Here is a 13,367-nt window from a genome sequence, read left to right as displayed (position 1 = left end):
GCGTTCGTTGGTGCGAGCGCAAGATGGCTGCCAACAACTCTTCGTCCGGCCCCGGCAAGCCGCTTAGAAACCAAGCGGCTTTCCGGCGGTATAACTGACACGTCGAAGCCGCTCCCGTCCCCTTTCCCCGGTATGATTCCGGCAGTGCAGAGAAGAACTTTAAGCCGTCTTGCTGTAGTTCCGCGCAGATTGCAGCAGGTACGAATCGAAAGCGGCAGCAACGGCGCGGATCAGGAATCGCCCGTCTTCCCGCAAACGAATAACGCCGCCCGTGTTTTCAAGAACTCCGTCGGCCTCTAGCATGGCAAGCCTGACATTACCGTCGAGAAGTGCGCCGGACTCCAAGCCCTTTACAGCAGCCAACGCCGGGACGTCGACTTGGAAGTCGCACATCAGGCGCTCGATGACGCTTGCCCGCAGTCGATCCTCGGCCGACGAACGGTAGCCTTTCGTTATGGCCAAACGCCCGGATACAATCCGCTTCGCATAGCGACCGGGGTGTATCTCATTCTGAACGTAGCCACCTGCCATGCGGCCAATCGCCGACGCACCGAACCCGATGAGCGTTTCACATGCGTCAGTCGTATAGCCCTGAAAGTTGCGGTGCAGTTGTCCGTTTGCCTGCGCAATCGCCAGACTGTCGCCTGGCCGAGCGAAATGGTCGATCCCAATGCGGCGATAGCCGGCTGCAAGAAGGTTTTCCGCGATTGCCTCTGCCTGGGCAATGCGGCTTTCCGCGTCGGCGAGCGCGACTTCGTCGATCAGTCGCTGATGCTTTTTGAAGGAAGGTACGTGCGCATAGCCGAAGACTGCGAATCGGTCAGGACACATCTCGATTGCGGCCTTGGTCGTCTCGATGCAGGATTTGACCGTCTGGTGTGGCAGGCCATACACAAGATCGAAATTGATGCTATCGACGCCCGCCCGACGCAGGTGAGAAACCGCCTGCATCGTCTGTTCAATGTTTTGGATACGGTTGATCGCCTTCTGCACCACTGGATCGAAGGTCTGCACTCCGACGCTTGCTCGGTGTATCCCCGCTTCTCCGAGAACCGTCGCCATCTCTTGATCTAGCGTCCTCGGATCGATTTCCAACGCGATTTGCGTGGAATCGGTGAAACCGAAATGCTCATGCAGAAGCTCAATCAGCCCTAGCAATTTTTTCGGCCCCATGATTGTTGGCGTTCCCCCACCGAAATGTAGGTGGTCGATATTGATCGGCGCTTTCGTCCTTGCAGATACAAGGCATATCTCCTCGCGCAGCATTTGCAGATAGTCGACGATCGGTCGGTCGCCGCGCGTGATCGTCGTGTGACAGCCGCAGTACCAGCACATCGACCGACAAAACGGTATGTGCACGTAAAGCGATGCCGCCTTCTCCAGCGGGACGGCGGTAAGCCAGTCGCCATAGGTGCTGTCATCAACATCGGGTGTGAAGCACGGCGATGTCGGGTAGCTCGTGTAGCGGGGCAGGCGCTCCTCGCCATATTTTACAATAAGAGCCGATTGCATTCGAAATCCTTCTACAGAGAGCGGTTGGGAATGCGTGGCATCTTAGGCACGCGCTTTGCATAGCTCTTTGATCGACAACAAAAAGTGTTTCGGACTTCTCTTGATTTATGTTCTGCGGTCGTACGCCGACCCACATGCGAATGATGATGGGAGCCGCCGCGGTTAGTCAATGAAGAGCGTTCGGCTCAATCTTGCTCTGACAGTCGAGAGGCTCAGCATGGCGACAGCACCTAATCCTCTGGTGGATGACGGAGCGCGTTCACAAAGCGTTGGTGGGACCACGCGAATCGGTAAGATGTTCGTCAGGTGGCGAGGCAAACCGATCGCCGGCTATATTATCGTGGCGGCACCGTTAGGCGTTCTCGCACTGAGATTGGCCCTATCGCAGTTCATCAGCGACAACCTAACTCTATTGTCGTTTACTCCCGCTATTCTGATCGTCGCAATGGTCGGCGGCTTGAAACCGATTGTTCTTTCCGCGGGCGCGTCGCTTGCCTCGGCTGTGTTCGTTCAGCGACTACACGATGCCGCCGATCCGACTGTTGTCGAATTGGTTTTCTTCGGCGCATCGGTGCTGCTGATTGCTTGCCTGGGAGAGGCGCTGCAGGCGACGAGACACGCCATCGTCAAGTTTGAGACTGTCGTCACAGCCCGCGATGCGCATCTGAGATCGATATTGGACACAGTGCCCGACGCTGCGGTGGTCAGTACCAGCGATGGCACGATTGTTTCCTTCAACACCGCCGCCATCCGGCAGTTCGGGTATGCAGAACAGGAAGTCATCGGCGAGAACCTGCGAATATTAATGCCCGAACCTCATCGAGGCGACCACGACGGCTATATACAACGGTACCTTAAAACCGGCGAGAAGCGCATCATCGGCATCGATCGCGTCGTCGTTGGGCGAAGAAATGATGGATCGACCTTTCCCTTGAAGCTCACCGTGGGCGAGATGGAATCGGGTGGTGAACGGTTTTTCACCGGCTTCATAAGAGATCTGACGGAGCGAGAAGAATCTGCCGCCCGCCTCGAAAGCATACAGGCGGAACTGGCGAGATTGGCCCGTTTGGGCGAAATGGGCGAAATGGCATCTATCCTTGCGCACGAGCTGAACCAGCCTCTGTCGGCGATCGCAAATTACGCTTGTGGGTGCACGAGGCTCTTGCGCGACAGGAACAACACCGTCGCAACGGAGATGAGAGATGCTCTACAGGAGATCGCAAGTCAGTCCCTTCGGGCGGGACAGATCATCAAACATCTCAGGGAGCTTATCACGAAAGGCGAAACGGAAAGGGCACCCGAAGACATTCGCAAAGTGGTGAAGGAAGCAGGCGCGCTGGCGCTTGTCGGTTGCCGCGAAAACGGCATCAGGACTGTATTCGAATACGTGCCCGGCGCTGAGATGGTGATGGTCGATCGTGTTCAGGTCGAGCAGGTCCTCATCAATTTGATGCGAAACGCCATAGAGGCAATGCGCCACGTCGAGCATCGCGAGCTCACTATCCGCACGATGCCAACCGAAGCGGGCGAAGTCGCCGTCATCGTGGAAGACACCGGCGGAGGCATTCCGCAAGAAATTGCCGCGGAGCTCTTCAAGCCGTTCGTCACGACCAAGGCGAGTGGGATGGGGATCGGCCTTTCGATCTCGAAACGTATTGTCGAAGCCCATGGAGGTGAAATGACAGTCTCAAAAAACGCTGCTGGTGGAGCCACCTTCCAGTTCACGCTTCCCGCCTATGTGGAAGGAAAAACGGATGCAACCAACTGACTTTACGATTCATATCGTCGACGATGAGGAGCCGATGCGCAAATCGTTCGTCTTCATACTGGCCATGAACGGCTATGCCGTTAAGGCGCATCAATCGGCCATCTCGTTTCTTTCCTTCGCCCCGCACGTCCACAGGGGAATTCTTATCACTGACCTCAGGATGCCCGAGATGTCAGGTCTTGACCTCATCCGCCAACTTGGCGTGAAAAAGATCCCCATTCCTTCCATCGTGGTCACCGGACATGGCGATGTGCCGGTGGCGGTCGAAGCCATGAAAGCGGGTGCACTCGACTTCATAGAGAAACCTTTCGAGGATAGCGTGATAATAGAGGCGATCGAACGAGCCTCAGAGCGTTTGCGCGGCCCTGATGCTAATGTCGACGAGATCGCCTCCATTCAAGCACGCGTCCGAACCCTGAGCAAAAGGGAGCGCCAGGTGCTCTTTGCTGTGGTGGCCGGCTGTCCGAACAAATCGATCGCACATGACCTGGACATCAGCCGTCGTACGGTGGACGTTCATCGCGCCAGCGTCATGTCGAAAATGAAAGCAAAAAACCTTCCGCATCTTGTCCGCATGGCTCTCGCTGTCGACTTCGAGCCGTCTTCGCGGCCTTGATCTCGCCATACGCGGCATTCTAGCGCAAGCCATTAATGCAAAACGGAATGACAATGCTTGATCTCCGGGGAACCGTTGGGATCTCCGGTGATCTCTGCCCTTGGCCCGTGCGCTTAAAGTTGAAGGACTATTCACCTAGATCCTGCGATGTCTCGGACGGAGAAACTCCTCGAAAAAAGCGCGTCATGCGACCGGACGTCAGCATGAGATCGAGCCAGTCGCGCGGAATTTCTGCAGAAACTGCGGTGACATGCCATCTGCTTATCGATTGAGCGCCCGCAGTGGCGGCCAGGCTGCCCTGGTCCTTCCGACCAAATCGATCAGCAGCACGATCTCAGGACGGTTGTGAGCGGCCGCTTCCAATGACGAACAGGTCTTAAAGCGGATATGGATAAAGTGGCAATGAGACCGTCCAGCGTTGCGCCTAAGTAATTTTTCTTAGTGATGAAACCGGATTTATTACCGTGATAAGAACCGGCAATCTCCCCGGACGATGGGGGATATGAGATGCATGCCAATGTTAAGCCCGCAGTACCGAGTTGCGCGATGCCCGCGAAAATCGTCAGGGCGCAAATACCGAGAGTACACTCGATCGTGACGTGTCAGCGTGGCGAACAGATATACGCAGAAGGCGACGCCACGGATAAGTGTTTTCAGGTTTCTGCTGGAGCTGTTCGGGTATCCCGCGTCTTCGCGAACGGAGGTCGCCAGGTCGTTTCCTTCCATCTTGCGGGGGAAATGTTCGGCTTCGAAGCTGGCCCTCAGCATCGGTTTTTTGCCGAAGCCATCGCCGAGACAAGAATGGCGGTGTTTGAGCGAGGCCCTGTCCAGCAGCATTTGCCGGAACTTCTGGCGCTTGCGGTAGACGGCATGGAGCGTGCTCAGGAACACCTGGTGGTTATCGGACGGCAGTCTGCCATTGAGCGGGTCGCTTTATTTTTGACAGATCTCTCCAACCGCTTGGGAGGCACTCGGCAGCTAACACTCGCCATGTCGCGGCAGGATATTGCCGACTACCTCGCCCTGACAATCGAGACTGTTTCGCGCGCCATAACGGAATTGAGGGAGCGTAGCGTCATCGCCCTGCGACATGCGAGGATAGTCTACATTATGAACCCCGATGCTCTTCGTTCGCTCTGTGGAGATGCCGCCTCGCCATCTGAGCCTGCACGAACCGGTTGATCAGTACAACGCAGCCACGTTGCAGGTCGCAGCAACAGGTGGTTGTCTTCCATCCGGTGTGCCACCATTCGTCTTGGACATGGTTCGGCGGACGCGCATCAGCTGATTTCATTCTCGGATGCGTTCACCTGGATCATGTTGCCGGACTATGTGCCGAAAACGACGGCACCTCCGGTCAGGCCGGCTCCTGCGGCCGTCAGTAGCAGCTTTTCCCCCGAAATGAACGGCGTGGCTCGATGCGATACTGACAGGGAGAGCGCGATCCCCGACCAGCTGACAGGCACACATGGGATTGCGGCATCAGAATTCGCGCAAGCGCAATGGTGCGGATGAACTCGATGGGATCGACCGGCGCGGCATCGGCGAGCTTCGACCCAGGGATCGGAATGAGCATGTTGATGGGCACGCTTTCCGGCGGCGAGGGCAGGTTGGCGAGCGTCACCAGCATTGAAATGCGGTCGTCGGCTGTTTCCCCCATGCTAAGGATACCGCCGGCGCAGACCTTGATCCCGGCGTCGCGTACGTTCGAAAGCGTTTCCAGTCGATCGGCGAAGGTGCGGGTGGTGATGATCTCGCTGTAGAAGCGCTCGGAAGTATCGATATTGTGGTTGTAATAGTCGAGGCCCGCAGCCGCGAGTTCGGCGCTCTGCCCTGTCGACAGCATGCCAAGCGTCATGCAGGTCTCCATGCCGAGTGCCTTGACGCCGCGAACCATCGCAACGATCGCCTCCATGTCGCGTTCTTTCGGGCTGCGCCAGGCAGCGCCCATGCAACAACGCGTTGCACCGCCCTCTTTTGCCTTGGCCGCCTCGGCGACAACCCTCTCGACCTCCATGAGCTTCGACGCTTTGAGCCCGGTTGGATAGTGTGCCGAATGGCTGCAGTAGCCGCAATCCTCGGCGCAGCCGCCGGTCCTGATCGAAAGCAGCCGGCTCATCTGCACGGTGTTGGGATCAAAATTCGCCCGATGCATGCTATGCGCGCGAAACAGCAAATCGTTGAATGGCAGATTATAGATTTTTTCGGCTTCGGAATGACCTAATCTTAAGGCTTTGCGCCCATCCTTTGTTGCAGCAGAGCCGTCAAAGCATCTCCGGTCCCGTCTCGTTGCAGAATAATTATCGATAAAATATGAATTTATCTATAATCCTGTGAGCTGCCAAGCAAGGGGCTCATATGGCGGTGACCGCCGAAGGTTCAAAAGATGAGGCGGACGGTCGCGGCGGCGGATCCGAGACAGAAGTTCCTCGAAGGTCTATTCGTCGGCCTTTAAATTAGGCTGCTCGATCCGGGGTTGGAGCGACTGGCGCGACAACAAGCTGCGCAAACGCCGATGCCGGCGCAAAAGAAGCTTTCGCGGGGTCAGTTTGCGAAGAGCTCTGTCTCGGTCATTCGTCCGCGGTGGCTTCACAAAGTCGCGCGGGTTCAACTGGAAAGTGAGCGCACCAGCCAAGCCTTCCTGCAGCTCTTTGATCAGTGTCAAAATCTTCCTTTTCCAATTAACCAAATGGGATATAAACAAACACGAAAATGGATCGCACGTTCGGGTCGGCCGTTGACGTGGTATTCGTATGATGACCGCGAACAACTATCTTGAGCCGCTTCGAGGCATGTCGCCAATTTCGACCGTATTTCAAGGCAATAGTGATCATGAGGACGCGGTCGCGATGAAGAACTTTTGCTCCTTTTCAAATCCGACCGCCGATATTGCGCCCCAGATTTGAGTGCGTCGGCCAGGCGTTTACTGAAGCAATTTGGCTAAACGCTTTAAAGTTGTTATAAGCGAAAAAGATCGTTCATGAAGGTATGGAAAACGACTAAAAAGCGGTGGAAACAGATGATCCAAGTCGATTCCGATGTGAGCCAAGCCAACCAGCAATTTGCTGGAAAAAGGGACGAGCGGTGACGCAAGATCTAGCAAGCTACAAAAGTTCAAAAGGCCTCGTGGACACCACCGATCCGGAAGTCGACAAGCCGATCTATCGGAAGCCCGGTTTTGACGGCAACGTGACGACGCTGGGAGACATGGAAGAACTGATCAGCGCCTTTCTGAAAAAAACGCGCGAGGCCAAGGGCCTCACTCGCGCAGATATTGCGCCAATGCTCGGTCTGTCGACACCTGTCTACGGTCGCTACGAACGGGCATTTTCCAAAATGACGGTCACCCGAATGATCCATCTTTGTGAGATTCTCGGCTTCACGCCCATAGATATGATCTTTGAAGCCGCGCCGCATCTTTGGGGGCGCACGCAGGAGGAAGCCGAGGATCGTCTTACGCTGGATCGAATAGTCAGAAAGCTTCCGAGCGACGCGACGCACGACCTCATTCGGCTCTTGAGGCGCATGACCGCCGACGACAACCCGATCTGACGAGACGTCAAGCGTTGGTAAGCTCGGATCTTGGCCATGAACCGCCCCGGCCAGCCGACGCTCCTCTTAACCGGTGATCTCGCCAAAGATGTTCTCCATCATCCTCTTTCTGAAATAACGACATCGCACTTGCGCGGCGTGAGGCCACATCCTTTCATTTCTGCTTGATCATCGCATGCGCCGATTGCGGCAACGCCGATGATGATATCGCCATCGGCCGTCAGCTAAGTTTGCCCGACGGTTCGGTCAAATGCCTCCGGACCGCTGCGGGCGGCCAGCCCGAAGACCGAGCGGGCAAGATGTAATTTGCCAGCGGCAGCCCGCTCAGTCATTGCCCGCAAATACCCGCCGGGCGAGGCGACTTCTTGCCGGTTGGTTTTTTCAAGGGTAATTGCCACTGCGACTGCTGCTTGCAGTTCGCCCATCGTCGCGACGGCATTGCTACGGATACCCTCTGAAATACCGGTGAAGCGGCACAACATCGGTGTCAGCCGAACAAGGTCCCGAAAGTTGTTGGGACTGCATCCAAGCTCCTTAAGCGTCGGCGCTGCGCGCAAGACATCCTTGAGGGCAACCAGGGCCTGCCGCCCAGTGTCCCGCTCGCCGATTGAGCCTGGCCGGGCCGCCGCGCTTTGTTCCAAGGCCCGGTTGCTGGCGGCGCCGGCTTTTGGAAAACCAAGCCGTCCAGCATGAACCGAAGCAGGTTGGCCATTACTACGTTCTGATTGATAAGGAGGTGTAATCTGTTTGTGCATGTCGTTTTCGACATCTAAACGTGTCGTTTTTTCTGCCTCAAGCTGGCCCTGACGTCGAGGGGCCAGCTGCATCAGCCGGTCGATGGACCATTCAAGAAGGAAGGTCGCGCGACGTAGCATATGGTTGGATGCCTTGGCGGCAATGCCGACATAATTGCTGATGCGCTCGATACGGTCGGCGACGCGTCGGCGCGCCGTTGCACTAAGATCAGCGGCAGCCAGTGCATAACGGGTATTTCGCAACGCGCCTCGATAGCGTCGCAGCGCCGCTTCGGTCGCCTTCTTCTCCGCCCGGATCTTTTTTACACGGCGATCGAGCTCGCCATAGCGCGCGATTAATATTCGAAGGTCGACACCGCATCCATCCGTTATGTCGCCGTCACTGTTTCTGATCGGATATCGTTTATAATTTCCACTGTCCTGCATCGTGATCAGGCCCAGATCGAAAAACCGGGAAAGCATTCGACTGACCCGACCGACCGAGCGTCCGACCTCAAATGCCAATTGACGGTTTGATTTGAAGACGATTGGTTGCCCCGATTTGTCGAAGGCATCGGCGGGAGCGGTGTTGATCAATATCAGCAAAAGATGGCTTTCGGTTCCGTTTATCAGACCTGTGCAAGTCAGATTTTGAGCAAGCACCGCCAATTGGGCACGGGTCACCATTCCGACTTCTGCCGATTGTGCCAAGCGCCGGAATTCGGCGCGTTGGGGCGTCATCTTGCGGCCGACTGGCCGCTGATGGGGGGTCGTATCGTCCATGTCCTCGTCTCCATTCGGGACCAGGCAAAGCTCCGCCGTTCACCAAATTGGTGTTTTTTGTTGACAAGGAAGGAAGGGTCTGCGAGAAAGGTTTTGGCTTAATTTATTCTCTTACAGACCCGCTTCCGGATTTCTTCGGGAGCGGTTTTCTTTTTCTGGTCGGTTTCGTCATCTCCGTTTCAAGCCCGGCTCATGTGTCGGGATCGTTGTGGGTAATGCGGAAAGCATATCTCAACAAATCAATTTGGCGCAAGATATGTACCGATCTGGGCTGCTACTTGACGTCACAGTCGGGGCGATCTGCGAGTTAGGTCATTGATTTTATATTACTTTTAGAAGATTGAGCGGCCTGGATAAATGCCGTTTTGCGCGAGCCTTTTTGGTTCGCCTTATGGATATGGGTTCGACAATTCGCCAAGCGCTTTAAAATCGGACCAATGACACCAGCCTGGAACGCGGCGGCCCTCCCGTACTTACGGTTGAGGAGCGCGGATGTGAATCTGGATGGCTGAATGGAATGGCGATTTGGGCGAGGGCAGGTTTTCCAAAACCAGACCATGATCGGCCGGCTGATCATCGACGCAATTGATGACCGCTCCGTCATCAGCCCTTCCGGCCGTCTCCTTGCAAGGTCTTGGCGACGGCAGCAGGAGGGTTCTGGTGTGCCGCCCAGCGAGTCCATATGAACCCGGTTTCTGCCGCCGGCGTGAGATCGGATCTTCTGGTCGGATTATCGCCTACCGATGCGCGGGTTCCCCATATTGAGATTGTGAATAGTTGCGGGCCTTTCCCTGGGGCTCCATTATATCCATAATCTGTCTGGCCGCAGTGCCGCGGCGGCAATTCAATGATCGATCACCTGCAAATGCACGGACCCGTCAGTTCTGCGTTGCGCAGCCTTGCCGCCACACTCGCGGACGTTCCCGCGAGTGTGGCGATGATATCATTGTATTGAACGATGATTGTCATGATATCGGCTCTCTTCCAGCATTGGGGGCCGGCGATCAATGCGCACTTGTAAGCTCGCTAATGCTCCCGCAAGAATGAGACCCTTCGACGTCATGTCGTCAGTCGTGACAAAGACAGGGTCGAGCACCGGTCGGCAACATTGGAAGCGTGCTGCCGCATCCGCAATCGTTATCAATGGCGACCGATAAAGCTGTCCACCGTCGCCTCCGATAAGAACGATATTTCCGGCAAGCGGCTTCGGGCAGCCATCAAAGATCGTGAAGGCGGTTAGGCCGTCTCGCAATGCGTCCTCGTCAAAAAACAGCCAGTGCTTTTCGTCAAAGCGGATCATCTCGATCACCCTGCCGCCGATCAGGTCATAGATCGGTGCAATGCTATCTCCACCTCCACGATGCAACTTAACGGCTCGAAACAAGGCGGTTTCCGACTCCAACACGTATGCGATTTTTTTCATTTCCTCAGCCTTCTATTTTTTGAAGCGATCTCGTGTCGTACAAAAATGAAGAGAAGGGCCGGTGATTTGGGTTACCAACCCTGGATAGCGACAACGCGGCCCAATATGCTGATTTCTCCGAGCTGTGTAAATGCTTTCCGAGCCAATTTGGCACGTTTTTTGCGATCAAGTCCGATTCTGCTTTTCGCGAAATTAGCGGATATGACGCTGAATTTGTTGGAATATTTCGAATCTTCTACCGGAATTGCGAAATGACAAGATGCTGCGAGTGCGCCAAACATATTGCTTGTTTTCGCGACGAGGAGTTTGAGGCAGCTATTTGGTCGAGCCATATTCCTACAAATAATCAACCTATGATGGATATTGAGGGCGGGGAAGCGCGGTTTGGCGGAGCGATTGAGCCAGTCCTTCGCAGGCTCCCGCGTTCACATTGTCCCAACGGTAGCCAATTTGGTGCGCCAACTCGGTTCCGCATGCGAGGTGGATTTCACGCAATGCGCACTTAACCATTTGATATATATTTATATAGTTTCAGGCACGGCGAATTTTTCATGAGATCGTGCGTCCATAACATGCGCCAAATAAGATCGGAAATTTGACATTAGAGGTTTTAACGGCGACATTTATCCGTATAAAGAGGTCCTGAGCGCTGACCTTCAGTCCGAGCAATGGCAGGACCATCATTGAAGCAATGGATTAAAGAACTCGGTTTAAAGCGAATCGACGATCCAGGCATAAACAAGCCGGTCTATCGAAAACCTTTTGACGGGCGAATAGCACTTAGCGCTGAACTCGAAGAACAGATCAGCATCAGCCTTCGCGAGGCTCGCGACAGACGAAAACTGTCTCGCTCGAAGCTCGCGCCCTTGCTTGGTCTCAGCGAACAGGTCTATGGCCGCTACGAAAATAAGGTCTCTCGTCTGACAGTGGGTCGACTGATTCACTTTTGTGAGGTTTTGGACGCAACTCCGGAAGAGATTATTGCGCCGGCAGCACCCCATCTTTGGGGTCGGACTGAAGCCAAAGCAGTTCTGCTGCTGGGCTGTATCGAGAAGTTGCGGACCTTCGATGAAGAGACTTTGCGGGACGTTTTCTGCTTGTTAGGTCGCATAGGAGAGACCTGTGACCATGGCGATGGCGCTCCGGCAGATAACCCTTCGTGTCGCGCTGCCGTCGATATCCCTGGTGGCGACGGCAAATCATGAAATGTGCGCCACAGCTTTCGGGGAAGGCGCAAGGGGCGCTGCGACGGTCGATCGAATTTGAGCATGCCATTCCGGCGCGGAACCCGTGGGCTCGACTTGTCGGCTTATCCTATGGGCCAAGTCCCGCCCTCAGCCCACGTTCACTCCAGCACGTAATTGACGCAATGTTCTTCCGGGACTTCGGGTGCGAAATCAATGCGGTAGTCAACACAGGCCAATGATTGCAAGCTCGCATCGACGACTGTTTGAAAGCGACGCTCCATTGCCGCCTTCAAAGACATTCCTGCTAATTTGTTGGCACCTGAGTCTGCGTTGATCTGGCGAGATCCCGCCCGGAATGGCTCAAATCTACATCTGCCTCCAGATCCAGGCGTGCCCGAGACGCTCAACGATCTGCGAGCGAAGGAGCAAGGCGGGATGCCTCCTGCAACAGGATCCCGCGCATCCAAAGGCTTGCCGGAGCACCGTTGTGAAGCGCAGGCCATTGAACGGCTTCGGTGAATGCAGGAAGTGGCAGTGGAAGTTCCATGATCCGCAGGGGCAGGTTTTTTGCGAAATGTTGAGCCAGTCGCAGCGGCATTGTCCCTATACGGTTGGTATTCGTTAGCACGGGTGGGATCATGCTAAAGCCCTGCACGACGACGTCGATACGTCTCTTGAAGCCGTTGTTCGAGCAGATACCATTCCTCGATGGAAGGCCTGCGGGCATTCCCGAATTTGGCCGCGACATGACCCATGGACATATATCTGTCGAACGTAAGCGGCTGTGATAGCTGCTCGTTCGAGTGACAGCCGACGCAAGCGAGTGTCTCCTCAAACAGTTTCGCTCGGGGATGCGCACTTGGCATGAACACTTCCGGCAGAATTAGAAAATCGACTTCGCCGCGGCGCAGAAGCTCTTCGTAATCATCGGCAAGAGGCAGAAATTCGAAGCTCACTCCGGGAGCTTCGCGCGCCGCACGCTTCACGACTTTTTCCATAAACACCAGCGTGAGGAAATCGGAAAGGATGATCCTGAAACGGCGATCCGATTGAAAGGGATCAAATGGCTCCCAGGAAATGATGGAGAGCTGAATGTGGAGCAAAGCTTCACGGACTGCCGAAATGAGGCTCTCTGCTCGGGGCGTCAGGACAAGTTCGCGCCCATTCATCGTGAATAATTCATCGTCGAAATTGGCGCGCAATCGAGCAACGGCCGCGCTCATGGCAGGCTGGCTTAAGTTGATGTTGCGTGCCGCCGCCGTCAGATTACGCTCGGTCATCAGTGCATCGAGCGCAACAAGCAGATTTAGGTCGAGTCCTTTAAAGCGCATTTTATCCTTCATCCAAACCGTGGATGGATGCTATCCAAACAATCAATTTTACCGATTTGCGCCGATGGTGCATGAGAAAAATGTCGATAACCTGACAAGTATGTCGAATAGCAGACAAGTACATCGGCGCAAGTGTACAAGCGACTGAGGAAGGTCGGAAGTATTGAGAGAGTCAACCACCTCTGACGCGAGCGGCATAGAAAGGCTCTACTTTCACGATTGTTTAGCGTCACAATCGATAATGACTGCAACCGACGTCCAGCAGACGAGCCGTTGCTTCAATCGCACGATGTTTCTCTGAGAACTACAGCAAGCAAAAGGAGGTCTTTGCATGCGCGCTGACGTGCAGTGGAGACTGCGCTGGGAAAGCGAGTTGGAACTCGCCGAACATGTCGAACTCGCCGAGTTCTTTCGAAAGACCTATGGGCCAACCGGGGCCTTTAATGCAAAGCCGTTCGAGG

At 55.2% G+C, this 13,367-nt stretch carries 9 protein-coding genes and 3 pseudogenes; 6 read left to right on the top strand and 6 right to left on the bottom strand.

The annotated features are described in order from the left end of the window. Nucleotides 1-159: 159 nt before the first annotated feature. Nucleotides 160-1,512, bottom strand: coding sequence for an oxygen-independent coproporphyrinogen III oxidase (gene hemN, locus PY650_RS21770; RefSeq protein ID WP_285881625.1), 1,353 nt, complete (start codon nt 1,510-1,512; stop codon nt 160-162). 295 nt (nt 1,513-1,807) lie between these two features. Here hemN and fixL point away from each other — a divergent pair, with 295 nt between their 5' ends. The 3 genes from fixL to PY650_RS21755 all read left to right on the top strand — a co-directional run bounded on the left by fixL (nt 1,808) and on the right by PY650_RS21755 (nt 5,078). After that, nucleotides 1,808-3,280, top strand: coding sequence for an oxygen sensor histidine kinase FixL (fixL, locus tag PY650_RS21765; RefSeq protein WP_285881689.1), 1,473 nt, complete (start codon nt 1,808-1,810; stop codon nt 3,278-3,280). Further along, nucleotides 3,267-3,896, top strand: coding sequence for a response regulator FixJ (gene fixJ / locus PY650_RS21760; protein ID WP_285881624.1), 630 nt, complete (start codon nt 3,267-3,269; stop codon nt 3,894-3,896). Before fixL ends, fixJ begins: the two co-directional genes overlap by 14 nt. Before the next feature lie 507 nt (nt 3,897-4,403). Further along, nucleotides 4,404-5,078 (top strand): helix-turn-helix domain-containing protein, encoded by a 675-nt coding sequence (locus PY650_RS21755; RefSeq protein ID WP_432761562.1) that lies wholly within the window; start codon nt 4,404-4,406, stop codon nt 5,076-5,078. 253 nt (nt 5,079-5,331) lie between these two features. Here the strand turns inward: PY650_RS21755 and bioB are convergent. Then, a pseudogene (gene bioB / locus PY650_RS21745) lies at nt 5,332-6,096 on the bottom strand (biotin synthase BioB); the annotation flags it as partial. 884 nt (nt 6,097-6,980) lie between these two features. Here bioB and PY650_RS21740 point away from each other — a divergent pair. After that, nucleotides 6,981-7,448 (top strand): helix-turn-helix transcriptional regulator, encoded by a 468-nt coding sequence (locus tag PY650_RS21740; RefSeq protein WP_285881622.1) that lies wholly within the window; start codon nt 6,981-6,983, stop codon nt 7,446-7,448. A gap of 224 nt (nt 7,449-7,672) precedes the next feature. Here PY650_RS21740 and repC read toward each other — a convergent pair whose 3' ends face one another. Both repC and PY650_RS21730 read right to left on the bottom strand, forming a co-directional pair. Continuing rightward, on the bottom strand, nt 7,673-8,965 hold the full coding sequence (gene repC / locus PY650_RS21735; RefSeq protein WP_285881621.1) for a plasmid replication protein RepC: 1,293 nt from the start codon (nt 8,963-8,965) through the stop codon (nt 7,673-7,675). 943 nt (nt 8,966-9,908) lie between these two features. Further along, nucleotides 9,909-10,388, bottom strand: coding sequence for a protein psiB (locus tag PY650_RS21730; protein WP_285881620.1), 480 nt, complete (start codon nt 10,386-10,388; stop codon nt 9,909-9,911). A gap of 683 nt (nt 10,389-11,071) precedes the next feature. Between PY650_RS21730 and PY650_RS21725 the strand changes: the two genes are divergently transcribed. After that, nucleotides 11,072-11,593, top strand: coding sequence for a helix-turn-helix domain-containing protein (locus PY650_RS21725; RefSeq protein ID WP_285881619.1), 522 nt, complete (start codon nt 11,072-11,074; stop codon nt 11,591-11,593). Between the two features lie 140 nt (nt 11,594-11,733). Here the strand turns inward: PY650_RS21725 and PY650_RS21720 are convergent, their stop codons facing one another. After that, the gene (locus PY650_RS21720) at nt 11,734-11,868 is read right to left on the bottom strand and encodes a hypothetical protein (RefSeq protein WP_285881618.1); all 135 of its coding nucleotides are present in this window, start codon (nt 11,866-11,868) and stop codon (nt 11,734-11,736) included. 110 nt (nt 11,869-11,978) lie between these two features. Beyond that, nucleotides 11,979-12,906 (bottom strand): annotated as a pseudogene (locus tag PY650_RS21715) (LysR family transcriptional regulator). Between the two features lie 331 nt (nt 12,907-13,237). On the opposite strand from PY650_RS21715, the pseudogene PY650_RS21710 reads away from it, so the two are divergent. Beyond that, a pseudogene (locus PY650_RS21710) lies at nt 13,238-13,367 on the top strand (acyltransferase); the annotation flags it as partial.

It is taken from the genome of Martinezella calliandrae (assembly GCF_030272695.1).
In the GTDB taxonomy this organism is placed as follows: domain Bacteria; phylum Pseudomonadota; class Alphaproteobacteria; order Rhizobiales; family Rhizobiaceae; genus Rhizobium; species Rhizobium calliandrae.
This window is presented reverse-complemented; position numbering and strand designations above follow the sequence as displayed.